The organism is Microcystis sp. M31BS1, assembly GCF_020245285.1.
Classification (GTDB): domain Bacteria; phylum Cyanobacteriota; class Cyanobacteriia; order Cyanobacteriales; family Microcystaceae; genus Microcystis; species Microcystis panniformis.
On sequence record NZ_JADBVE010000370.1, the window covers coordinates 1 to 23,797 of the forward strand.

25 protein-coding genes are annotated in these 23,797 nt (G+C 42.0%); 10 read left to right on the plus strand and 15 right to left on the minus strand.

Features of this window, described 5'->3' with window-relative positions:
* Nucleotides 1–203 precede the first annotated feature (203 nt).
* The 9 genes from IM509_RS20735 to psbQ all read right to left on the minus strand — a co-directional run bounded on the left by IM509_RS20735 (nucleotide 204) and on the right by psbQ (nucleotide 7,825).
* On the minus strand, nucleotides 204–1,151 hold the full coding sequence (locus IM509_RS20735; RefSeq protein ID WP_185238051.1) for a F0F1 ATP synthase subunit gamma: 948 nt from the start codon (nucleotides 1,149–1,151) through the stop codon (nucleotides 204–206).
* Nucleotides 1,152–1,356: 205 nt separating this feature from the next.
* Entirely contained in the window at nucleotides 1,357–2,865 is a 1,509-nt protein-coding gene (gene atpA / locus IM509_RS20740; protein WP_052276648.1) for a F0F1 ATP synthase subunit alpha, read from the minus strand.
* Nucleotides 2,866–2,933: 68 nt separating this feature from the next.
* Nucleotides 2,934–3,482: an ATP synthase F1 subunit delta gene (gene atpH, locus IM509_RS20745; RefSeq protein WP_002793185.1), complete on the minus strand. Its 549-nt coding sequence runs from the start codon at nucleotides 3,480–3,482 to the stop codon at nucleotides 2,934–2,936.
* The gene (locus tag IM509_RS20750; RefSeq protein WP_052276647.1) at nucleotides 3,483–4,025 is read right to left on the minus strand and encodes a F0F1 ATP synthase subunit B; all 543 of its coding nucleotides are present in this window, start codon (nucleotides 4,023–4,025) and stop codon (nucleotides 3,483–3,485) included.
* Between the two features lie 126 nt (nucleotides 4,026–4,151).
* Nucleotides 4,152–4,583, minus strand: coding sequence for a F0F1 ATP synthase subunit B' (locus IM509_RS20755; protein WP_052276646.1), 432 nt, complete (start codon nucleotides 4,581–4,583; stop codon nucleotides 4,152–4,154).
* A 229-nt stretch (nucleotides 4,584–4,812) separates the two neighbouring features.
* On the minus strand, nucleotides 4,813–5,058 hold the full coding sequence (gene atpE / locus IM509_RS20760; protein WP_002740068.1) for an ATP synthase F0 subunit C: 246 nt from the start codon (nucleotides 5,056–5,058) through the stop codon (nucleotides 4,813–4,815).
* Between the two features lie 230 nt (nucleotides 5,059–5,288).
* Nucleotides 5,289–6,038: a F0F1 ATP synthase subunit A gene (atpB, locus tag IM509_RS20765; RefSeq protein ID WP_002739857.1), complete on the minus strand. Its 750-nt coding sequence runs from the start codon at nucleotides 6,036–6,038 to the stop codon at nucleotides 5,289–5,291.
* Between the two features lie 58 nt (nucleotides 6,039–6,096).
* Nucleotides 6,097–6,459 (minus strand): ATP synthase subunit I, encoded by a 363-nt coding sequence (locus IM509_RS20770; RefSeq protein ID WP_002739749.1) that lies wholly within the window; start codon nucleotides 6,457–6,459, stop codon nucleotides 6,097–6,099.
* A gap of 925 nt (nucleotides 6,460–7,384) precedes the next feature.
* Complete coding sequence (gene psbQ, locus IM509_RS20775; RefSeq protein WP_185238052.1) at nucleotides 7,385–7,825, minus strand: photosystem II protein PsbQ; 441 nt, start codon at nucleotides 7,823–7,825, stop codon at nucleotides 7,385–7,387.
* Nucleotides 7,826–7,963: 138 nt separating this feature from the next.
* On the opposite strand from psbQ, the gene IM509_RS20780 reads away from it, so the two are divergent.
* The gene (locus IM509_RS20780; protein ID WP_272079406.1) at nucleotides 7,964–8,167 is read left to right on the plus strand and encodes a hypothetical protein; all 204 of its coding nucleotides are present in this window, start codon (nucleotides 7,964–7,966) and stop codon (nucleotides 8,165–8,167) included.
* An 83-nt stretch (nucleotides 8,168–8,250) separates the two neighbouring features.
* Here the strand turns inward: IM509_RS20780 and IM509_RS20785 are convergent, their stop codons facing one another.
* A complete protein-coding gene (locus tag IM509_RS20785) occupies nucleotides 8,251–8,496 on the minus strand; it encodes a hypothetical protein (RefSeq protein WP_002773261.1) in 246 nt (81 codons plus the stop codon).
* A gap of 150 nt (nucleotides 8,497–8,646) precedes the next feature.
* Here IM509_RS20785 and IM509_RS20790 point away from each other — a divergent pair, with 150 nt between their 5' ends.
* Nucleotides 8,647–10,269 (plus strand): nuclease-related domain-containing DEAD/DEAH box helicase, encoded by a 1,623-nt coding sequence (locus IM509_RS20790; protein ID WP_185238054.1) that lies wholly within the window; start codon nucleotides 8,647–8,649, stop codon nucleotides 10,267–10,269.
* Between the two features lie 41 nt (nucleotides 10,270–10,310).
* On the opposite strand, the gene IM509_RS20795 is transcribed toward IM509_RS20790, so the two are convergent.
* Together IM509_RS20795 and IM509_RS20800 are read right to left on the minus strand one after the other, a co-directional pair.
* Nucleotides 10,311–11,996, minus strand: a complete 1,686-nt coding sequence (locus tag IM509_RS20795) for an RNA-directed DNA polymerase (protein WP_185238055.1) — start codon at nucleotides 11,994–11,996, stop codon at nucleotides 10,311–10,313.
* 284 nt (nucleotides 11,997–12,280) lie between these two features.
* On the minus strand, nucleotides 12,281–13,414 hold the full coding sequence (locus tag IM509_RS20800; protein ID WP_185238056.1) for an FAD-dependent oxidoreductase: 1,134 nt from the start codon (nucleotides 13,412–13,414) through the stop codon (nucleotides 12,281–12,283).
* A 219-nt stretch (nucleotides 13,415–13,633) separates the two neighbouring features.
* Here IM509_RS20800 and phaA point away from each other — a divergent pair, with 219 nt between their 5' ends.
* The 7 genes from phaA (at nucleotide 13,634) to chlP (ending at nucleotide 20,015) form a co-directional block, all read left to right on the plus strand.
* Nucleotides 13,634–14,824: an acetyl-CoA acetyltransferase PhaA gene (gene phaA, locus IM509_RS20805; RefSeq protein WP_185238057.1), complete on the plus strand. Its 1,191-nt coding sequence runs from the start codon at nucleotides 13,634–13,636 to the stop codon at nucleotides 14,822–14,824.
* A gap of 12 nt (nucleotides 14,825–14,836) precedes the next feature.
* Nucleotides 14,837–15,553, plus strand: a complete 717-nt coding sequence (gene phaB, locus IM509_RS20810) for an acetoacetyl-CoA reductase PhaB (RefSeq protein WP_151696289.1) — start codon at nucleotides 14,837–14,839, stop codon at nucleotides 15,551–15,553.
* Nucleotides 15,534–15,854 carry a BrnT family toxin gene (locus IM509_RS20815; protein WP_287717340.1) on the plus strand — a complete coding sequence of 107 codons (321 nt, stop codon included), beginning with the start codon at nucleotides 15,534–15,536 and terminating at the stop codon, nucleotides 15,852–15,854. Before phaB ends, IM509_RS20815 begins: the two co-directional genes overlap by 20 nt.
* Nucleotides 15,838–16,179: a hypothetical protein gene (locus IM509_RS20820; RefSeq protein ID WP_260441378.1), complete on the plus strand. Its 342-nt coding sequence runs from the start codon at nucleotides 15,838–15,840 to the stop codon at nucleotides 16,177–16,179. Before IM509_RS20815 ends, IM509_RS20820 begins: the two co-directional genes overlap by 17 nt.
* A 79-nt stretch (nucleotides 16,180–16,258) precedes the next feature.
* Nucleotides 16,259–17,254: a class III poly(R)-hydroxyalkanoic acid synthase subunit PhaE gene (gene phaE, locus IM509_RS20825; protein ID WP_052276639.1), complete on the plus strand. Its 996-nt coding sequence runs from the start codon at nucleotides 16,259–16,261 to the stop codon at nucleotides 17,252–17,254.
* A gap of 199 nt (nucleotides 17,255–17,453) precedes the next feature.
* Entirely contained in the window at nucleotides 17,454–18,548 is a 1,095-nt protein-coding gene (locus IM509_RS20830) for a class III poly(R)-hydroxyalkanoic acid synthase subunit PhaC (protein WP_052276638.1), read from the plus strand.
* A 249-nt stretch (nucleotides 18,549–18,797) separates the two neighbouring features.
* Nucleotides 18,798–20,015: a geranylgeranyl reductase gene (chlP, locus tag IM509_RS20835; protein WP_002735532.1), complete on the plus strand. Its 1,218-nt coding sequence runs from the start codon at nucleotides 18,798–18,800 to the stop codon at nucleotides 20,013–20,015.
* A gap of 155 nt (nucleotides 20,016–20,170) precedes the next feature.
* On the opposite strand, the gene IM509_RS20840 is transcribed toward chlP, so the two are convergent.
* The gene (locus tag IM509_RS20840) at nucleotides 20,171–21,112 is read right to left on the minus strand and encodes a hypothetical protein (RefSeq protein WP_185238058.1); all 942 of its coding nucleotides are present in this window, start codon (nucleotides 21,110–21,112) and stop codon (nucleotides 20,171–20,173) included.
* A 90-nt stretch (nucleotides 21,113–21,202) separates the two neighbouring features.
* Between IM509_RS20840 and IM509_RS20845 the strand changes: the two genes are divergently transcribed.
* A complete protein-coding gene (locus tag IM509_RS20845) occupies nucleotides 21,203–22,024 on the plus strand; it encodes a sulfotransferase family protein (protein ID WP_052276636.1) in 822 nt (273 codons plus the stop codon).
* A 90-nt stretch (nucleotides 22,025–22,114) separates the two neighbouring features.
* Here IM509_RS20845 and IM509_RS20850 read toward each other — a convergent pair whose 3' ends face one another.
* A complete protein-coding gene (locus tag IM509_RS20850) occupies nucleotides 22,115–22,315 on the minus strand; it encodes a hypothetical protein (protein WP_002735656.1) in 201 nt (66 codons plus the stop codon).
* 203 nt (nucleotides 22,316–22,518) lie between these two features.
* A complete protein-coding gene (locus IM509_RS20855) occupies nucleotides 22,519–23,520 on the minus strand; it encodes an Npun_R2821/Npun_R2822 family protein (RefSeq protein ID WP_185238059.1) in 1,002 nt (333 codons plus the stop codon).
* Nucleotides 23,521–23,797 lie beyond the last annotated feature (277 nt).

Here is a 23,797-nt window from a genome sequence, read left to right on the forward strand (position 1 = left end):
GACGTTCAAAAACCTTGCATTATCCTTCTTGTAGTACATCGCTTGGTACAAAAAACAAGGGCAACAAAGCCTAAAACGACCGACTCCTGACTCCTGACTCCTGACTCCTACCCCCAGGAAAAACTTTTTCAGCAGACCCTATATAAAAAAAGGAGTGAAAATAATCACTCCTACTGATAATCAGAAGAAAAAATGGCTTAAACCTAGAGAGCGTTGGCTCCCGCTACTACTTCTAGCAATTCTTGGGTAATAGCGGCTTGACGCGCCTTGTTGTAGGTACGGCTTAAAGTCCCGATTAACTCGCTGGCGTTCTCGCTGGCGTTACTCATCGCCGTCATCCGGGCTGCTAATTCACTAGCTGCCGATTCCTGGAGGGCGCGCAGTAATTGGTTATTTAAGTACAAAGGTAGGAGAGAATCGAGGATTTGGACGGGATTCTGCTCAAAAATCATGTCTTGGGGAAAAACCTGCGCCGGTTGGCTGGCCATTTTTTCCCGTTGTACCTTAAATTTTCCTTCTTTAGTCACCAAACGGAAAATCTCGTCATCCTGTACCGCTAAACCTTGGGTAGTTAAAGGTAACAGGGTTTGAATCACCGGAGTGGAACTGATCAGGGAGATAAAACGAGTATAAATTAACTCGACTCGATCGACTGTTTCCGATAAAAATAAGGAAAGCAATTCATCCCCAATCGTGCCAGCTTCATCGGCAGTGGGAATCTGTTCGAGGTTAATAAATTTAGCGGCAATGGGAGCATTCCGGCGCTCGAAATACTGTGCCGCTTTCCGGCCGGCAATAACTAATTGATAGTTAATCCCTTGCTCTTTTAATTCATTCATCCGTTGTTCGGCACGACGGATGACGTTAGTATTATAACCGCCACAAAGACCTCGATCGCCTGTGACTATTAACAGAGCCACGGTTTTTACTTCCCGTTGGGCCAGCAGGGGTAAATTAACATCACTAAAGGCTAAACGACCTTGAAGATTATAGAGTACCTGAGCGAGGGCATCGGCAAAAGGACGGGTACAGAGAACTTGTTCTTGGGCGCGACGCACTTTTGCTGCCGCCACCAGACGCATGGCCTCGGTAATTTTTTTGGTATTTTTGACCGATTGAATTTGGTCGCGAATCGCTTTGAGATTAGGCATAATTCAGTTATCAGTTATCAGTTATCAGTCATCAGTCATCAGTTAACAGTTATCAGTTATCAGTCATCAGTCATCAGTTATCAGATTGGAGTTGTAAGTGAGCAGTATTAAATAGCAGTTTCTTGCCATCTTTTCACTGTTTACTGATCACTGTTTACCGATCACTGATAACTGAAAAGGCTGACAGCTTAAAGCTCACAGAAGGTTACTTGAAAGCCTGTTTGTACTCGTTGATGCCATCTTTGAGCAGGCCTTCCGCTTCGTCGTTGAGTTGTTTTTCAGTGCTGACGATCTCAACGTAACGAGGTTTGCTGGTTTTCAGGTATTCCCGCAAACCGGTGCAGAAATCGATAACTTTATCGGTGGCGATATCGTCGAGATAACCGTTTAAACCGGCATAAACCACCGCCACCTGTTCCCAAACGGAGAGGGGGAAGTTTTGGGGCTGTTTGAGGATTTGACGCAGACGTTGACCGCGAGACAGTTGTGCTTGGGTGGCCGCATCAAGGTCAGAAGCGAATTGAGCAAAAGCTTCTAATTCGTCAAACTGGGCTAATTCGAGTTTTAATTTACCAGCAACTTTCTTCATCGCTTTCGTTTGAGCCGCCGAACCCACGCGGGATACGGAAATACCAGCGTTAATTGCGGGACGGAAACCAGCGTTAAAGAGGTCGGTGGAGAGGAATATCTGACCGTCAGTAATCGAAATTACATTGGTGGGAATGTAGGCAGAAACGTCACCGGCCTGGGTTTCGATAATCGGCAGGGCGGTCATGCTACCACCACCGAGAGCATCGCTGAGTTTAGCGGCGCGCTCTAGTAAACGGGAGTGGAGATAGAAAACGTCGCCGGGGTAAGCTTCCCGACCGGGAGGACGACGCATGAGCAGGGATAACTGACGATAAGCTTGAGCCTGTTTGGTGAGGTCATCGTAGATAACTAGGGTCGCTTTGCCTTTATACATGAAGTATTCGGCGATCGAAGCTCCGGTATAGGGGGCGATATACTGGAGGGTGGCGGGGTCGTTAGCGTTAGCGGCCACCACCACGGTGTAATCCATGGCGCCTCTTTGGGTGAGGGTGTCGATTACTTGGGCGACGGTGGAGGCTTTTTGACCGATGGCGACATAGACACAGATCACGTCTTCGCTTTTCTGGTTAATGATTGTGTCAATGGCGATCGCTGTTTTACCGGTTTTTCTGTCACCGATAATTAACTCCCGTTGACCACGACCGACGGGAATCATGGCATCGATAGCGGTAATACCCGTTTGCATCGGTTCACAGACGGATTTGCGAGCGACAATACCGGGGGCGGGGGATTCCACCAGACGGGTTTCGCTGGCGAGGATGTCCCCTTTACCGTCGATGGGACGACCGAGGGCATCAACCACGCGGCCGACTAAGGCATCACCCACGGGAACCTGAGCGATTTTACCGGTAGCTTTCACCGTACCGCCTTCTTTAATCCCGAAACCGTCACCCATTAACACCGCACCGACGTTATCTTCTTCGAGGTTAAGGGCGATGCCGACGGTTCCATCTTCAAATTCTAATAGTTCTCCCGACATGGCCTGTTGTAGGCCGTAGATGCGGGCAGTACCGTCACCCACTTGCAGGACGGTTCCCACGTTGGAGACCTGTACTTCTTGGTTATAGGATTCGATCTGTTGACGAATAATCGTGCTAATTTCGTCGGGTCTGATAGCTACCATAGTTTAATCTGGGAAAAAGTAAAAAATTAGAAGGTGAAAAAACGGCAAAAAAGGGAGATTAGATGACCTTAGCGCAGGGAGAGGCTGAGGCGTTGTAGTTGACCGCGAATGCTGGCATCAAAGACCTGAGAACCGACTTTGATCACCACACCACCGATGAGGCTGCCATCAACTTTGGTTTTCAGTTCGACCACATTTGCCCCGGTGAGGGTTTTCACTTTGTCGATGACGATTTGTTTTTGGCTATCGTTCAATTCGGTGGCCGAGGAAACTTCCGCTAAAACGGTGTTAGTCAGCGCTCTGGCCAGGGTGAGATATTGTTGACAAACGGGTTCTAAAAATTGAATCCGACGTTTATCGACTAATAACATCATGAAGTTAGTTAAATAGGGATTGGCACTGGTTCCCATTACTTGGGAAAGAACGGCTTTTTTAGCTTCTTCTTTGATGACGGGATTGCCGATAAAAGCCCTTAGATCGGGAGCATTTTCCAACAATTCTAAGAGGGATTTTATTTCGCCGCCGATCGCTTCTAATTGTCCGCTGCTTTGGGCGACGGAAAGTAATGCTTGGGCGTAGGGTTCGGCTATTTCTGAACTGATTAAACTTCCCTGCATCTATTTACCTCCTAGGTTGGCCAAACTGCGATCAATTAGGGTTTGTTGTACCGATTCTTCCAGGCCGGTGCTTAATTGGGATTCCACATTAGCTAAGGCTAAAGCGGTAATTCTTTGGCGTAATTCTACTAAAACGCGATCCTGTTCCGCCGAGAGATCTTTAGCGGCACTTTCGCGCATTCTTTGAATATCGAGTTCGGCTTGGGCGGCGATGTCGGCGGTGACAGTTTTAGCTCTATCTCGAGCATTATTGATAATTTGTCCCGCCTCTTGTTTTGCTAGGGCGAGTTTTTTCTGTTCTTCGGCGAGGGCGTTAGCGGCAATATTTTTCCGGTCTTCAGCTTCGGCTAAAGCTTCAGCAATCTTCGACTGACGTTCTCCGAGGATTTGTCCGAGAACTTTGCGGCCGTAGAAGATGACTAAACCGAGCAGAATTGAGAGGTTAAATAGGTTAGTTCCTAGGATATCGGTGTTGATGCCGAATCCTTCTGCTGCCGCTTCCTTCGCCTCCGTGGCTAATAATAAAACTGTGTCGATGATCATGATTATTGAGGGCGGGGAGTAGGTTATTCAGTTATCAGTTATCAGAGGTAAGTTTCCAGTCTTCTAACTCCTGACGACTGACTTCTATCTTTTCACTGATCACTGTTATTAACCAAGGGCTGGGGTTTAGCGAACGAGTTCGGCGCCGAGGAGTTTTTCGAGAATTTGACGGGAAAGAGAGGCCACTTGTCCTTCTAGAGAACGAAAGGCTTCTTCTTTCTGTTGGGCAATTTCGGCGGCGACGGCTTCTTTACGAGCGATCGCTTCTTTTTGGGCTGCGGCAACTCGTTCGCTGGCTAGTTTTTGGGCCTCGGCTTGCGCTTGGGCGATAATCTCTTGGGATTGTTTACGAGCCGAACTTAATTGCAATTCGTACTCTTGTACCAGTGCTTCGGTTTTGGCTAGTTGTTCTTTGGCTCCACCTTCGGTTTGCCGAATATACTCCGCCCGTTCATCTAAAACTTTACTGAGGGGTTTATAAAAAACGGCGTTCAGGATCACTGCCAAAAGAATAAATTGTAGTGCCATCACTGGCAGGGTGGCATCGAAATCAAACATTGATTTATTCCTGATAAATAGAAGCTATAGACAGGTTCAAAAAAGGAAGATGATCCCCCTGCTTTAACAATAAACAGTCAGGGGGAATCACTAAAATTCCCTTAACTAGCTATCAGCCTTCAGTCCCAAAAACCAGATTTTTTAGTTGGCTCTCTTGGCGTTTTTTCGAGTTTTTAAAACTCTGCTGCCAAGCTGAGGACTGGGGGCTGATAGCCCACTGCTTTTTTAATTAGGCGAAGGGGTTAGCGAACAGTAAAACGAGAGCGATAACCAAGCCGTAGATGGTTAAGGATTCCATGAATGCCAAGCTGAGGAGAAGGGTACCACGAATTCTTCCTTCAGCTTCGGGTTGACGGGCGATACCGGAAACAGCTTCTCCAGAAGCGGTACCTTGACCAACACCGGGGCCGATAGCGGCTAAACCAACGGCGAGGGCGGCGGCGATAACGGAAGCGGCAGCTACTGTGGGGTTCATGGTGATTTTTTCCTCTATTTACTAATCAATTTCAATCTGTTGTTTACAGAGCGCGTTCTCAGCCGTAAAAAATGGCTGGTTTTCTGCTCAAAACTCCCGAAAGAGTTTTTGGGAAAGAACGATCTGGGAATTCAGTTGCTCATCCTGAATTCGACCAATAATTTCTTAGTTATTATCCTATTATTTGGACACTTTTTCCTAAGAAATTTTTCTTTTTTCGTCCCTCGCTTTTAAGCGTGTTCTTCTTCGTGTTCCGATTCCAGGGCCTCATGGATATAGGCCCCGGCAAGGGTGGCGAAGACAAGGGCCTGAATAGCGCTGGTAAATAAACCGAGAGCCATCAGGGGTAGGGGTACGACTAGGGGGACAAGGAAGACCAATACGGCTACTACCAACTCGTCTGCAAGGATGTTTCCGAAAAGACGGAAGCTGAGGGAGAGGGGTTTGGTAAAGTCTTCTAAAATTTTGATCGGTAATAGCACGGGAATCGGCTCTAGGTAGTGAGCGAAGTAACCGAGTCCTTTTTTACTGATGCCTGCGTAGAAGTAAGCGAGGGAAGTCAGTAGGGCTAACGCCACCGTGGTATTGATGTCGTTAGTGGGGGCGGCTAATTCTCCTTCGGGCAGTTCGATTAACTTCCAAGGAATCAAGGCCCCTAACCAGTTAGAAACGAAAATAAATAAAAATAGGGTGCCGATGAAGGGCAACCAGGGTCGATATTCCTTTTCTCCTAGCTGGTTTTTGGCTAAATCGCGCAGAAATTCCAGAACGTACTCCATGAGGTTTTGAATACCGCTAGGGACTTTCTGGATTTTGCGGGTAGCGGCGATCGAGGCGATGATTAAGATAGCGAAGACGATCCAGGAGACCGCGATCACTTGCCCGTGAATTTTTAGTCCGCCGATGTGCCAGTACCAGTGTTGTCCCACTTCCAGGGAAGCGAGACTATAAAAATTAAGCACACTTAAACTGTCTAACATTTCCACCTTGGGGAGATTCAGGTTCGCAACTCAGGGTTATTTTGAACGGTTAAAGGGTTTAGGAATCGGCTTTCTGCTCCAGCTTGAAGATGGTTTGCAGGGTATAGACGATGATTGCGCCTTTATAGGTCAAAAAACCCAAAAAAACCGGCACTATGTGCAGTTCTTGCCAACGACTGGCGATGATGATTAATCCAGCGAATAGGGCTAATCCTTTTTTGCCTACCCGATTTTTCGTTACCCCCAATTTTTCCACTTCCCCGGCCAGGAGTTTTAGGTAAACGACTCCCACCATTGCCCCTAATAGGTAATTAAGGGCAGTATTGAGGGAATAAAACAGCCACACGGGTATAAAGATCAGACCGCTTAAGATCAGGGTGGTGATCAATAGGGTGTTTTGTAGTTGATAGTATTCCCGCATCGGATCTGACAGCGGGTTGGTTTCTGGGGTTGGGGGAGATTTGATCGATGGGTCAGACAAGGTACACCTAAATCAGCGATAGACTAATCTCAATATCTGGATTGCTTTCCCAGCTATGACGCTCAGGTAAGCCACAAGACATATTATCACGGCAGTGGCAACAATTATTAAGCAATTGTAAATTGTCTTGATTCCCCCCGCTCGCAGCCGTCAGCTTTTTTCTCCCCCCCTCCCCTGCTCCTTTCTCCCCACTTGCCCAACTCCGGCGCTCCCTCTTGCCTGTTCCCTAAAACCAGAGACTTCCTACCTCACTAAGCTAAACGGCTTTTACTTCGGATCACCGATATAGACTCCAAAAGGGTTATAGCTATTGGATCATGCAGGTTAAGCGCCGTTTAGCTTATTAAGATCACTGCGATAAGTAGTCGTGCAAAATTAATTTCCTAGTCGAGACTCCGAGACTCCGAGACTCCGAGACTCCGAGACAGCTATCAGGGATCGGATTTGAGTTTTCAGTTCACTGTTTACTCACATCAGCAAAAGGCTGACGGCTGAGAGCTTAGATGTGTAATTAATTTTGCTTAGGTACTTAACTGTGTTTTTGAGGACATTGTTTCTTGTCCCTACTCCTCAATAAACCCGAACCTGAAGGAAAATTTACCCCTACCCCCTACCCTAAAAGAAAAATTTTTTCTGGAAGGTTTTTCAGCATCAGGGTTTGATGATTTGAGTGCAAGCTTGATCAGTTTAACTAATATCATCCTTGCCCTTGCGGGGGGTTAAAATTTGCTGCTATAAATAAGAAAAAAAGTTTTTGTGTGCTTCTCTCTGACAACAATCTCTAGGCAAAAAGCCAGAGATTTTTTAAAAAAGCTGATAACTGATCACTGATAACTGATCACTGATAACTGAACACTGATAAAAACTAACTAGGAACAATATTTAAGAAAGCATCGAAGTCTTTTAATGCTTCTTGGAATTGATTAGCAGCAAGACTAGCATCTTTTTCTTTGGCTGCCGCATCGATACGTTCAAAGTGAACGAAAAGATTTTTCGCTAACTGCTTGGCTTTTTCTTGGTCTTTGGGCAGTAAATTACGGGATAATCCTACCATTTCCTGACGCAATTGCCCCAAAGGACCGTGGATATAGGTGCGAGTATCTACCCAATTTTTGTCAGCGATGAGGTCTTGCAAAACGCTCATTTTTTTGCGAAATCCTTCTATGGGTTGGATGTAAACCTGTAACTGTTCGATTTTTTGCGGACTGTAAACGGTGGGGATAGTTGCTTGGGGACCACTGCAACTAACCAGCAGGGTAGTAACTAGGACTAAAACTAGGGAAATAATCGAGCGAAGACGTAGCATTGGTTTATATGTACTATTTAACAAACTATTGACGTTCTCTCCCGATAACCGGTCAAGCTATCGGGACGATTTTTACTTTATCAGAATTTTGGGTTTAAAACCTCGCCCCTTTTAGGGTATCCATTGGTCACATCTTTCATTAACAAAAAGAGAAGAAACTTAAAAAAGGGCTCTTCTAGGTTCTGTGTGATAAGTTTAACTTATATAGTAGCGATCGGTCTTTGTGTCCTCTGTGTCTCTGTGGTTCGTTCCACTGAAAAGTTCCTGAACAGTAATGATTGTAACGGAAATGGAATGACGGGACGCATTAGCAATAACTTGGGGATGATTGCGAAGAATTAGGGAAATATGGTCAGTATCGAGAATATATTGAGACACAAATCTTTATCCTCTACAGATAATATGAGGGATCTACTTCACTGTCATCATCTAAAGGGTGAGGGGTTATCTAGAGGTGTTGTCCATGATATCGTTTCAATTTGGCTAATTTGTTCGATAAAGGTTGTTTGTAGTTGGGAAATGGCTTCTTCTTTGGTGGGTGCTTGGACTCGAAAATGAGGCAATTCAGCGATAGATACAGCATATTGACCATTTTTAAGGGTTTCTATCAGTATTTTTACCTTTAGATTAGCTGATGGTTGGGAGGGTGGGATATTGAGATTGATGACCATAGCATTTTGTTGATTTATCGCTTTACTTCCTTATTTTATTGGGAGTCATGATAAGTATGAGGCATTTTTTGGTAAGTTAGGATTTAGAGAGTTGCGTTGCCGAAGGCAGACTGTGTGATCACTCGTTTTTAATTATGGGTAATATCAATTATGGCTAAAATGTTTCCCCCAGATGCGCCTTCTAATCCTAATTTACGGGGAGAATCAGAAGTATATCATTTACTATCCCAACTTGACGATGATTTTTACATTTTTCAAGACAGATACTGGAGTTTTAAGGATAAAGATGGAGCTATAACTGAAAGAGAAACGGATTTCTTGTTAGTTCATCCCCAGAAAGGTCTATTGATTATTGAAGTCAAGGGAGGAACTCGATTTTCTTACGACGGGGAACACGATAAGTGGAAATCGGGAGATAATATTTCTTATCAAAATCCCTACAAAAAACAATTAGCTAACTCAAGAAAATTGCCGTTATTTCTAAAAAGTAAACTATCTAGTTTGAAAAATCGTTGGATAACTTGTGGATATGCAATTTGTTTTCCTCATATTGATATTTTAGAGGGAAATTTAGCTCCTTTTATGGAAAGAGAAGTTACTTTATTTAGAGATGATCTGAAAAATATAGGTGAGAAAATCAACGAAATATATAGTCATTATAGTAATAATAGTCATAAACATCTTGGCAAAAAGATAGTAGAAGAAATTAAAACTTTAATTACCCCTAATTCAGAATTTAGAAAATCCCTAAGTGCAAAACTAGAAGATGAGGAACAAACTATAATTAAGCTGACTAAAGAGCAACAAGAAATTTTAGATGGTTTTTATAAAGTTAAAACTCCAATCCTTATTGATGGACCTGCGGGAACAGGAAAAACTCAACTCGCAATCTCACAAGCTATTTCAAATATTCAATCTGATAGATTGGTTTTATTCATTACTAATTCTCAGGATTCAAAAGATTATATCTATAAGGAAATTTCGCTTAATGTTGCAATTAATAATGATCTTTTAAAGATATTTACGCTTAAAGAACTTAGTTTAGTACAAAAAGTTTTAGAAAATAAAGAAAATTTAGAAGAAGTCAGAATTATTATTGATGAGGCACAACAATTAGATGGTGATTTTTTAAGAAAAATAGCTGACTATGCTAGTCAAATGTTTAATCGATCAATTTTAATTTTTAAAGATGATTCTCAAAAAACTAATGAAAATGATATACAAGAGATATTTAAACCCTTTAATTATACCCTGCAAAAAGTAATCAGAAACACAATTAATATTTTTGATTCTTACGAAGAATATATTAGTCCAACCTATAAAGTAAAAAAGCCTGTCAGACAGTTTAAGGAAGTCATCACAGATTATTACATAACTGATGAAGACTTAATTAAAGCCATAAAAAGCAATATTTTGGCATTAATAAACGATGAAAAGGTTTTACCTAAACACATAACAATCCTCTTTTCTAAACAACCAAGTCAAAACTTTCTTGACTCGATAGCATCAAAAATTTCTACTTTCAAATTTAAGCGATTCTCTCTCGCTAGTCCTCTTCATCCACAAACAATTACTTGGTCAACTATTTACGATTTTCAAGGCTTAGAAAATCATATAATTTTATTAGTGGAATTAGAACCAGAACCCATTTCTGAGACCATTCGCTTAAGAAGATTAAGATATATTGGTCGCTCAAGAGCTTGTAGTATTTTATACATCTTTTTAAGAAAAGATATGTCTTCAGATATAATTGATATTGCCGATATATTTTAAAATTTGTAAAAGTCATCAAGTCATCTAATCCTTCACTCTCACTATTCTAATCCTTCACTCTCACTATTATTCGATAGCTCAGTAAAATCAAAGTAATCACAAAAGTTGAAATTATCTTTATGGGAAAAAATTGATGACAAAACCCTTGAAATAGTATGAGAAATTGGTCGAGGTAAATAATTTTCTACATTTTTACGAAATAAATTTTCATCAAAAGTCTGGCCATTATCTTGATGAGATAAGATCCATAATGCGTACAATGAGTTGAGATTTAAGTCAATGGATTTTGTAGAAAGAAAGGTTTGAAATTGAGCAATTAGTTTTTCACGCAATCTTTCACGATTTTTAATCATCATGAGAATATATGGCGGATCTTTTTTTCGAGGTTTTACTAAATGATGAATTAATCTTGTTCTGGCATAATCCATGATATTTTGATTCTTAAAAATATCATTCATTGCTTTGTATGCGGAAGATATTATGTTATTAGGAAATCCAAAGATAATAAATTCAACAACAGTCCAAGTATTTTTTTTGATTGTTTTTGGATACTTACAAATGATTTCTGGGATTTTATTGATTAATTGTATAACCAAGTTTTCATCGTAATCATGATGATCTTTTAAAGAAAATAAATAATTAGTTATTCGATGACAATCTTTTTCTTGAAGGTTGGCTGTAAGATTAATAGTATTTATGTCAAAATCTTCATCTTCATCTTCATCTTTTTCTGTTTTCTGATTATCTTCCCAATGTTCCTCATTTATAAGTTCATTACCATAAGCTATTTGATGATCTTTTCTAAAAAAATCTTTGACATATTTAGGATTATGTATAATTTCCGTTTTTGCCGAGTTTAAGTTTAGTCCTATCCTATGTAGTTCTTCTTGCAAAATATTAACCGCTTTGATTACTTCATCTTTAGTATTAGTAATAATTTTAATATCATCAACGTATCGAGCATAATGAAAGCCATAAGCAATCATCAATTCATCTATTTTACTTAGTAAAATATTTGCCAAATAGCCATCAGTTATATTACCTACTAAAAGTCCTTGTTCTTTTTTTTCTAACTTTAATAATTTATCAACAACTGAGTAAAATTCAATTTCTGGCTGCAATATTTTCTGCAACAACGGTTTATATTTTTGAGGTAGAATACTCCCTGTTAAATCAAAAAGATTATTGATTAAGTAATGAGGTGATACACTATCATAAAATGATGTTATGTCGGCGTTTAATAAATAAGACTCTCTCTGCTCTTTTTTAAATTCTTTAATAAGATTTTCCCCCCATTGGATGAATTCTTTATATTGATCATTATAAAGTTTAAACAAATGGATAAATCCACTGAGTGATCGTTGAGTTCGGTTAGCATAGCTTGTTTTAATAAAAGAATTTTCAACTGCCAAGGAAAGGACATTAATCAAATGATATCTAATTGCATATTCTTTAAAAGGCAAATATACACATCTTCTAATAAAGAAATCTTCTTTGGGATAAGTATAAGCAAATGACTCATCTGGTATATAAGGTTGTTTTAAAGAGTAGATATTTTTAATATATTCAACTAAAAGGTTGATTTTATTTTGATTTTTACAATTGATACTTAGTTCAAAAAAATTACAAAATTGATCGTCATTAAGCCTACTATACATTGCATAGGAAATCGACATTCTAATTAATTTTGTATCCGTTAAATAGTCTTCTATGTTAAAATTAAACATAAATATCCTCTTGGCTCTAAATTTATATTAGAGCTATATTGCTATTTATTTTTCCCTTAGAGTCAAATTTTTTAAGATTTTTTCGATGTTTGCAGTTTCTCATCTCAGCAAAAGAGAGAAAACAGCGATCGCAAACTGCGCCTTCAAATTCTTCAAACTCCCACAAAGCAGCAATCTTAAACTTTTTCTCACGATTTGGACATTTAGACAACAACTTTAAGTCATGCTTCTCACACCTCCCAACCGACTTAAACTGCCATTCAATCCTATGACAAAGCAACTCATCATTTTTGTTCAAATTGTCTCATAAAAGCTCGATCGATCCGATCTTTCCATAACCATAATAACGGTGATTGCCAGCCAAAACCGCCCCTAGATGCGATCGCTTTTTGGTCTCCCGTCCCGATTAAACTCAGATAATTTTTCTGGGGAAAATAGGGTTTTAGGGGCTGATTTTGCAGAATTCTGACTAAATTATCGAACAGGGGTTTTCCTTGTCGGACGGCAAAAACTCCCGCTTTCGGACGGGGATAATCTGGAATCGTGGCAATATCTCCCACGGCAAAAATATGGGGATGGGAAAGAGATTGCAGATAATTATTCACCAAAATAAACCCTTGTTCATCTGTCAGTAATCCCGACGCTTTAATCCAACTAGGGGCCGAGGCAGTCGTTACCCAAATTATATAATCTACGGGCAAAACTAACCCCGATGAACAGATAATCTGATCTGCTTGCACTGCCGTCACATCCGTTGATAAATATAATCTAATTCCCCTTTGTTGACAAATATTCTCCAAACGTTGACCGACCCAATTATTATGGGCTGGTAGGAGTTTTTTTCCTCGATGAATTAGAGATAAATTCAAATTACTGCTAGAGTTGAGAATTTTGGTCAAACGGGACTGCATATTTAAAGCTAATTCGACCCCGCCTGCGCCACCACCAACAATGACGATATTTAGAGTATTATTGGGGTTACTAACCGCTTTTTTGAGGATTTCTTGCCATCCTTCCCGAAAAATCGGCACTGGTTTGGCGGGGATAGCGTACTCTTTAGCACCGATAACATTATCCACTGCTGGGATGCTGCCGATATCGATCGAGAGATAATCAAAGGGAATTGGTGAAGAATTATGACAAATTACTTGACATTTTTCCGTATCTATGATGTTAGCCTTAGCTAAACAGAATTGCGCTTGAGAATACCTAGCTAGAGAAGGTAAATCGATATGAGTCTCGGCAAAATCATAAAAACCGGCGATGTGGCCGGGTAACATTCCCGAATAGGGGGTATGGGTGACATCGCTAATTAAAGTTAATTGAACGTTTTTGAGAGGTGATTGCCCCCAAAGACGAAGAGCGATCGCATGACTATGGCCACCACCGATAAAAACTAGACGCTTGACTAAATCCATAAAAAAAGGGGATTGCTACCAGAAAAGTTAAATTCTAATGAATATATCTTCTGACACAGAAATTCTGTTGCAAGATCGAGAGTAGATAGACAAAAACTCAAGGCATCGAGGCCAAGAACTTGTAACCAATGACAGTCAATTGGGATTTTGCTTTTTTCGGACTCGATATTCTTAAGCAAATTCTATCTAGTATCTTCGCTTCCCAATAGAGAGAAGTCTATGCAAGAAGTTTATATCGTGGCCGCTGTCCGGACTCCAATTGGTCGTTTTGGTGGGGGATTAATCGGATTATCCCCGGCCGATTTAGGGGCAACAGTGATGAAATCTGCCCTAGAAATCGCTAATTTGCCCCCAGAAGCCCTAGATTTGTATATTTTCGGCAATGTTTTGGGATCGGGTCATGGTCAGTTAATTCCCCGACAAGCGGCGATTAAAGCAGGAATTCCCGTAAGCGTGGACGGATATCGGGTGGATATGGTTTGTTCTTCGGGAATGATTGCCGTTAGTAACGCTGCTACCTCAATTCGCGCTGGAGAAGCGGATCTCATCCTCGCTGGTGGTATTGAATCCATGTCCCAAACCGGCTTTTTTCTCTCCCATCGGGCCCGGTGGGGTTATAAATTCCTCATGGGTGCGCCGGAACAATTAACCGACCTATTACTCCACGATGGCTTAACCGATGCTACCACGACTGAGGGCATGGGTTCCCAAGTCGATCGCCTCTGTCTCGATCGCGGTGTCTCTCGGCAAGCATTAGATGAAATTGCCGCTTTATCCCACCAAAGAGCGGCCACAGCCACAGAAAAAGGCTGGTTTAACGGTGAAATCGTGCCAATTGAGCTTAAATCTAAGAAAGGTTCCACAATTATCGCTCAAGATGAGGGTATTCGTTCCGATAGTACCCCGGAAGGTTTAGGAAAACTGCGGCCGGCTTTTAATCCGTCGGGAGTTTTAACCGCGGGGAATAGTAGTCAGATTTCCGATGGGGCCGCCGCTATCCTTTTAGCCAGTAAAAAAGCTGTGGATCAGTACGGTTTAAAACCAATTGCCAAAATCCTTGGCGGTGCTGTGGGTGCTGGAAAAACCGATCGCTTCCCAGAGTTCCCCGTCCTCGCGGTGAAAAAATTACTGGCATCCCTAGATAAAACGATCGAAGATTTCGATTTAGTGGAAAATAACGAAGCTTTTGCCTTAAATAATCTGCTTTTTGAGATGGATCTGGGGTTAGCGAGGGAAAAACAAAACGTTCACGGTGGTGCGATCGCCTTGGGTCATCCTATCGGCGCTTCCGGCGCGCGGATTCTGGTGACGTTAATTAACGCGTTGAAAGTACAGGATAAAACCCTCGGTATGGGGGCCATCTGTCATGGGACCGGTGGCGGAACAGCGATCGCAATTGAAAGAGTTTAGGAGGAAAAAGCTATGGTATCTCTGGGACTAGAGGAGAAAGTTATCGTCGTTACGGGCGGAAATCGAGGCATTGGGGCGGCTATTGTCTCTCTTTTGATAGATTTGGGGGCTAAGGTGGCTTACACGGATTTAGTCGCCGATAATCCCCAGGGTTTAGGCATTGTGGCCGACGTGACTAAGTTGGAATCCATGGAAGCGGCAGCTAAACAAATTGAAGCGGAATTGGGACCGGTTTACGGTATCGTCGCTAACGCGGGGATTACCAGAGACAACTTTTTCCCTAAATTAACGCCCCTAGATTGGGATTTAGTGATTAATGTCAACTTAAAAGGGGTTAATCACACGATTAAGCCGTTTATTGAGGGAATGTACGAACGACAAGCGGGATCGATCGTTTGTATTAGTTCTATTTCCGGTGATCGCGGTAATGCCGGCCAAACTAATTACGCGGCTACAAAAGCGGCAGTTATCGGTTTAGTCAAATCCCTAGCGCGAGAAGCTGCCCGTTATAATATTCGCGCCAATGCGATTGCGCCGGGGTTTATTAACACGGAAATGACTTTAGCGATTCCCGATAAAGTTCGCGATAAAATCACCGCCGAAATTCCCTGTCGTCGCTTCGGTGAACCCGCAGATATCGCCTGGGCAACTGCCTATTTACTCTCTCCTGTTGCCAGCAGTTATGTCTCTGGAGAAGTCCTCAGAGTTAATGGGGCCCATCACACCTAATCAGTTATCAGTTATCAGTTATCAGTTATCAGTTATCAGTTATCAGTGGGTGAGTTATCAGTGGGTGAGTTATCAGTGGGTGAGTTATCAGTTATCTAATTCAAAGATGGAAAATGTGTTTGTTATTGTCCCTGCTAAGTTGCTTGATTCAGTGGGTGAGTTTCGTTTTCTGACGATAGGACAGTCAAAATCACAAAAGCTGTTAGTCATATCCCATACAGAAAGAGAAAATGAGATTCACTTAATTAGCGCCCGTTTAGCTAGTAAACAGGAGAGAAAAAATTATGAATCAGGAGTCTGAAGAAACGGTTAGTGACGAGATGAGGTCTGAATATGACTTTTCCAGTGGTATTCGTGGCAAATATTATCAAGCTTATCGACAGGCTAGTCTAGTAAACAGGAGAGAAAAAATTATGAATCAGGAGTCTGAAGAAACGGTTAGTGACGAGATGAGGTCTGAATATGACTTTTCCAGTGGTATTCGTGGCAAATATTATCAAGCTTATCGACAGGCTAGTAATGTGATAATTCTCGCTCCCGATGTGGCGGAAATTTTTCAAGATTCAGCCTCAGTCAATGAAGCGTTAAGATTACTAGCAAAAATTGCCAAGTCTGGAAAAATATGACTTATCAGTTATTAGTTATCGGGTGTAGGGTGGGTTAGTAAACTAGCGAAATCAGCGTTAAAGGAAAAGGGCAAAAATAATGGATAAACCGACACAAGCTTGGAGTGAGATGGCTGCGGATTACGTCAATCTTTGGACGGAAACCGGGGCAAAAATGTGGTCAAGTTGGTTTGATATGATGGGGGCGATACCGACTCCTATGGGCAATATTAAACCAGAATTACAAGAGGCAACCCAGCGCTATTTTGATAATCGGGATTTATTGATCAAATTCCTAAAATTATCGATGGAAGCTTGGGAAAATATCTTTCCGAAAATGCAAACAGGAGAAGACTGGCAAACAATTTTAAATAATTATACCCAACAGATGCGCGGTCAACTGAATAGTTTTACTACTACCACTTCCCAAAGTAGTCAAGATGTCAGTCAACTATGGACAATTTACCTGCAACAATTGCAAAGTCTCAATCATTTATGGTTCGATCCTTTGGTGCTGTCAAATGACACAATAACCAAAGCTTGGTTAGGTAATACTTCTTCTTTGATCGAACTCAATAATATCTATTGGCAGAAGTTTTATGATGAAACTTTTGGCCAATGGTTACAGATGCCTTTATTGGGATTGCCGCGAGAATTTAACCGCAAATTACTCGATAGTTTTGAAACTTGGCGCATTCTTTATCAAGCTAGTATTAACTATCAAATTGTGCTGGCTGATATTCAAGTTAAATCCTTTGAAGCTTTAACTAAAAAATTAGTTTTCCTAGCAGAAAAAGGTCAACCTGTCAAGAATTGGCGAGAATTTCAAGATCTGTGGAGTGTCGTCGCCGATGATATTTTTGAAAAGGCTTTTTGTCAACCAGAAAACCTAAAAGTACGGGGAAAATTTATTAATTCCCTCAATGATTATCGCCTCAAACAGCAGGATTTAATGGAAATTTACCTGCGCTCAATGAATCTGCCTACCCGCAGCGAAGTCGATGAAATTCATCGGACTATCTATGAATTACGCAAAGAGGTAAAAAGTCTCAAAAAAACTTTAGGAGAAAAACAAGCAGTAGAAAGTAACAATTAGTTAATTGTGCTTGACAATCAGGTAAGCTATCAGGAGTCAGGAGTCAGGAGTCAGGAGTCAGGATTCAGGAGATAGGGTGATGGGGTGTTGGGGTGTTAGGGTTTTAGGGGTTTTAGTTGAAATTCCCCCACTTCCCCACTTCCCCACTTCCCCACTTCCCCACTTCCCCACTTCCCCACTTTTCTAGGAGAATTAAATTATGTGGCCATTTTTGACGCAAGTGAAACTGGAAGATTTTACCCAAGATTATCTAGAATTAACTCAAAAAAATCTCAAAGGTTTGGACAATCTCAAACGAGTTAAAGAAGAAGATATTCAGTGTGGAGTCTCGGAAAAAGAAGCAGTTTATCGGGAAGATAAAATCATTCTCTACCACTTTAAACCCGTGGTCGAAAAACCCTTCGAGATTCCCTTGTTGATGGTTTATGCCTTGGTCAATCGTCCCTACATGGTAGATTTACAGGAAGGGCGTTCTTTAGTGGCAAATCTGCTGAAATTAGGCTTAGATATCTACTTAATTGATTGGGGCTATCCCACCAGAAGCGATCGCTGGTTAACCCTTGATGATTATATCAATGGTTATGTGGATAATTGCGTCGATTTTATTCGTCAAAGTCACCATCTCGACAAGATTAATCTGTTGGGAATCTGTCAGGGAGGAACCTTTAGTTTATGCTATAGTTCCCTCTATCCTGATAAGATAAAAAATCTGGTGACAATGGTGACACCGGTGGACTTTTATCAAACCGAGACCCTCTTAAATATGCGCGGGGGATGTTCCTTGGGTTCCGAAGCATTAGACATCGATTTAATGGTAGATACTATGGGCAATATTCCAGGAGATTTTCTCAACTTAGAGTTTCTGGAATTGAAACCTTTACAGTTAGGTTATCAGAAATACCTCGATTTTCCTGACATCATGGAAGACGAATCAAAATTAGTTAATTTTCTGCGTATGGAAAAATGGATTTTTGATAGTCCCGACCAAGCGGGAGAATCCTACCGACAGTTCCTCAAGGATTTCTATCAGCAAAATAAACTGATTAAAGGGGAAGTGATGTTAGGAGATAAACGGGTAGATTTACACAATCTGACCATGCCAATTCTCAATCTTTATGCGGATAAAGATCACCTTGTACCTCCCGCTTCTTCCCTCGCTTTAGGGAATTATATCGGTACTTCTGACTATACCGCTTGTGCTTTCCCGGTCGGACATATCGGAATGTATGTCAGTGGCAAAGTGCAACGGGATTTACCCCCCGCTATTACTGATTGGTTGAAAGCAAGAGGTTAAGAATCCTCGCACCTATCCCCTTTTCCCAGTTTGGGAGAGGGGTTTAGCACTTTTTTTCTCTACGGGTGTAACACAATACAACACATCGATAAAAAAACATCTACGGGCAGTAAAATAAACTTTTGTAACAGAGGATGTTAAGCACTGTTGCAAGATCGGGCAGAATCGGAGGATATCGTTCCTTTCGGCTAAACCCCTGTGGTACACTGCAAAGCGTACTCGCTCGTAAGTATGTAGGAGAAAACCTGAGTGTTAAGAGTCGCTGTTGTGGGTTCAGGGCCGGCCGGTTCTTCGGCGGCAGAAACATTAGCTAAAGCAGGCATTGAAACCTATTTATTTGAACGCAAATTAGATAATGCTAAACCCTGTGGTGGAGCGATTCCTCTCTGTATGGTGAGCGAATTTGACCTACCTCCTGAAATTATCGATCGCCGGGTGAGAAAAATGAAAATGATCTCCCCCTCTAACGTCGAAGTCGATATTAATCTCGATAATCAAGACGAATATATCGGAATGTGTCGTCGGGAAGTCCTCGACGGTTTTATGAGAGAACGCGCCCATAAATTAGGAGCGCATTTAATCAACGGAACCGTTTACGGTCTCGACATTCCCACCAATAGCACCGATCCCTATACCCTACACTACGCTGATCACTCCCACGGCAATTCCCAAGGGGAAATGAAATCTCTGAAGGTGGATGTGGTTATCGGTGCCGACGGTGCTAATTCCCGCATTGCTAAAGCTATTGATGCTGGGGATTACAACTATGCGATCGCTTTCCAAGAACGCATCCGTCTCCCCCAAGATAAAATGGCCTACTACGAAGATCTGGCGGAAATGTATGTAGGAAAAGACGTATCCCCCGACTTCTACGCTTGGGTATTCCCCAAATACGATCACGTCGCCGTCGGTACTGGCACAATGAAGGTCAATAAAGCCATGATTAAAGACCTACAAGCTGGTATTCGCGCTCGTGCGGCCCGTCGTCTCGAAGGTGGCGAAATCATCCGGGTGGAGGCTCACCCCATCCCCGAACATCCCCGTCCTCGTCGTGTAGTTGGTCGCGTGGCCCTCGTAGGTGATGCTGCGGGAACAGTTACGAAGTCTTCGGGAGAAGGCATCTATTTCGCCGCTAAATCGGCGCGGATGTGTGCGGAAACCATTGTCGAAGTCACCAACGGCGGCCAACGTATCCCCACAGAGGACGAGTTAAAACTCTACCTCAAGCGTTGGGATAAGAAATACGGTATGACCTATCTGGTATTAGATATTCTGCAACGGGTTTTCTACCGTACCGATGCCACCCGGGAAGCTTTTGTGGAAATGTGTTCCGATAAGGACGTACAGAAGATGACTTTTGACAGTTATCTCTATAAAACCGTTGTTCCCGCTAATCCTCTCGTACAGATGAAGATTACTGCTAAAACCATCGGTTCTCTCCTGCGCGGTAACGCTTTAGCTCCTTAAAATCAATTCATAACCAGACAACCCAATCTCCGGCGGTGGTTGGGTTTTCTTTTGGGTTGTTTCATCTCCTGTCTTCTCTAATTGAAACAAAAATATCGCCCCACCTGCAATCTCTAAGTACCGCCTCACCTCAAATCTAGAGAAATAACGCTCTTTTAATACCATAATTCCGGAATCAGGTCATAATAACCAGCTTGGGGCGGTGGGTAAATACCCGCTTCGATTTTTTCGATAATAGTCGGCCAAGCTTGCCTAAAAGCGGTAGAGCGCTCGTTGGGGTGCAAAGTCCAACCCTTGGCATTGGTGAGAGTGGCGCGATAGTAGTTGCTTTGTTCTAGGGAGCGAGAAACCATAATTTCCCAAGAGTCGAGTTTTCCTTTGCCGGTCAAAATATTGCCCCAAGCTTTTAAACCATCGGGTAAGTGATCGAGAAAGGTATTTTTATAAGAGCGCCAGAGGGGGGTGATCGGTAAAAGGCGATCGTAGCGACGACAATTAAGTAGATAGGCACGACTACCAAAAAATTTAAATTGATAGAATCCGTCCGGATTTTTCGTGCAAGGATGCTGAGAATAAATCGTACCATCGGGCCGGGGTGGGCCGGACAAAGGACGCACAAACATCATTTCTGGATGGGTTTCCATTAACTCGATCCCTTCGCGGATCCAACTGTAATCCGGTTCTTGGTAGAGCATCATGTCACTGTCATAATGAACCATATAATCGCTGCGACAGGACTCGATTTTGAAGATCGAGCCGAAAATCGGATAACCTTTGTAGTTATGGGTGGAACGGAGGGGACTGCCGAAATGCTTTTGATAGATGCGCTGACGATAGCTGGGATCGTAGTTAAAATCCACTAGGCGATCGATTATGCCATCTTTAACTAATTTTTCAGCACAGGCTCTTAACTCCTCCATTGTACCCAGTCCGGGGCGATTAACCTTTTCCCCGCTTAAAGGGGCCGTGTCAATAGACAGTACCTTTTCCTCGAAGGGAAACTGACTCATTTTGACTAGATGGGGAATAGTGTTCATCATAAACCAGACATCGGTTCGCGCCGTAAAAAACCAGAGCGAACAACTTGGCAATCCCATTTTGTATAAACCTCACTTTTGTTTGGGTCTTAAATGGGATACATTATAGGGGAATCTTAGCGACAAGTTGACACAATTCCTGATTAACCTATGACTATAGCCCTCGATCGCTTACCCCAATCTTGGCAGGGTTTAACCCATCGTTTAACTTATAAGTATTTTCAGGCACGCATTGATATACCCAAAGACCCCTATAAAATCCTCTTTCGTCCCCAACCCTATCAGGTTTTATTTATCCTTAGCCATATGCGATCGGGTTCGTCTTTATTGACCCATATCCTCAATTCTAATCCTGAAATTATCGGTTTTGGCGAAACTCATCTGGTTTATGAGAGTGAACAGGATTTTAAAACTTTAATGTTTCAACTCTACTGGCGGTTGAAAGATTTAAACATGAATCATAAATATATTTTAGATAAAGTTCTTCATGATCAGAAGTTTTTAGATCATAGTTTTTTGCAATCTGATCCGGTTAAGACCATATTTTTACTACGAGAACCGCAGCGCACTTTAGCTAGTATTCTAGATATTAAACCCCATCAAAACGAGCAGCACGCCCTGGGTTATTATACCGGTCGTTTAGCCACCTTAGAAAGTTATGCTCAATTAATTAACAGCAAAGAAAAGAGTTTATTTATCACCCACGATCAGGTATTAAACCAAAGTCAATTGGTCTTTAATAGTTTACAGAGTCATCTCGATACTAAAACGGGATTTTCTGAAGAATATCGAGTTTTAAAAACCACTGGCACTCGCGGTATAGGAGATTCTTCCGAGAATATCAGAGCGGGTAAAATTATTAAACAAGCCAGAAAATTAGACATAGAAATTTCCGACGCTGTTTTAACCCAAGCCCAAAAAGCCTACGAGCGATGCTACGAAACCCTCAGCCATTATTGTCATTGTATCTAATTGGGGATTAGTAATAGCCTTGATTCTTTCCTCTGATTGCCAGGAAAATCCCCCTAACTCAACTCTAAGTTGAGCATTTAAAAGGTCTGATTAGCCTTCAATATTAGCAATTGTAAAGCCCATCTGACACTCGTAGAGATTGGGCTGTTGGCTTCCTCCTTTACCCAAGGAGTGACCACAGCCTAGTTTACCCTCTCGCCACCGGGGTTGTCCCTGCTGGTTGGCTAAAAGACAGCCCTGACAGACAGAACCCGTATCGAGAATGTGTTCGTCGGTTAAAATCACTAACATGACGTTCACCCCCATTGATCTCTGATTTGTCTCTATTGTAAGAGGTTTTTTCTGAGATGTAGTGGCGCGTTATACATTCCGCTACTTTTTGGCTTTTTTTCGCTTGGACTCTTCTTATGCAGAAGATTAGACCTTGAAAATGTATAGTCATTTCGGATAAGTCTGATACGATTCAATCTTAATAATTGAAATGACTGTAATTATTATTTTCCTAAGCCGAGTTTTCTGGTTACTTTTTGCCAAAAGGTAGGGGTCGGTGGTTGATAGGGTTTGGGACTACCGGTAAATATAGGACGTTGACTAGGTTCGTAGAGATAACGATAGTGTAAGAAAATATCTCGATAGGGAAAATCGAGATTTTCACCGCTACAAAGTCGAGTGAACAGAGAGGAAGATAAACCGATGTAGTGAAGGTATGTCAACCGTTTGCCCTGATCGTAAAGAATATTATCTAAAGCCTGAAAATGGGGAGAGGTGACACAGCAGCCGGTGCGTTCTTCTTTAGGCAATTGAAGAGCTAGATTATATATAGAAAAATTTGAGCGCATCATCATATAATTGACGATAGTTTGATCGGGAGCCATCGGATAGAGAATTTCCGCTTCTCCTGCTCGCAATTGTTCTATGAGCCAATCTCGCTGATTTTCATCTAATAAACCAGTTTTAGAAGCGTAGAAACCTGCACAAAAAATCTCCTTTTCGATACGATCACGGGAAAAAACCTCGAATAATTTTGGTTGAGAAACTTCATAGACATGAGTGGGATCTTTGTGCTGAAAGTCATAAACAACACAATCGTGCCTATCTAGAATAGCGAAGATTTTATCAATGGCATCGAGTAGCAAGGTGTCCCCATCCATGTAGATAAAACGATCGAAGGGACTATCAAAAGCAATAAAACGGTGGTGCATTCCCATACGATAATATCGGTCAGTGCAACCCGATTTCAACCAACGTTCGCGGGCTTGCGGGTGGCTATCCCAAATCGACTTGGCGAAATTTTCCCAGCGTTCAATAATTTCCTGATTATCAAACAACTGTACGTTAGGACGTTGAGCAATTTCCGCTTTGATACGTTCGATGTTGTCATCGTAGGGATAGACACAAACAGGAAGAGCTTTTCCCCCATTTACTTCGATGCTGTTGAGTAGAGCGATTAATTGATCGTAAACGCGATCGTTAGCTAAGGTACAGATACCGTCCATAAGTAATCCCAAGGAAAAAATCAAAACCTATTATCTTTGCCGTTAGTTTAGCTTATTTTTGTCGTTGACATCCTCACCGCCGTAAACGGACGGTGATTCCTCACCACGCCACCTTTTTAGGATGGTCGCGTCAATGGGGTTGACGCTTCACAGGACGCTGCTTCTTTAACAGAAGTCTTATGCTGTCCGACCCGTCCGTTTTTTAAGGTCTCCGATTGCCCACCGGCGACCTTGATAATTAAAGTCAGTAAGAGAGTCGCCTCTCCTACTGCTCTAC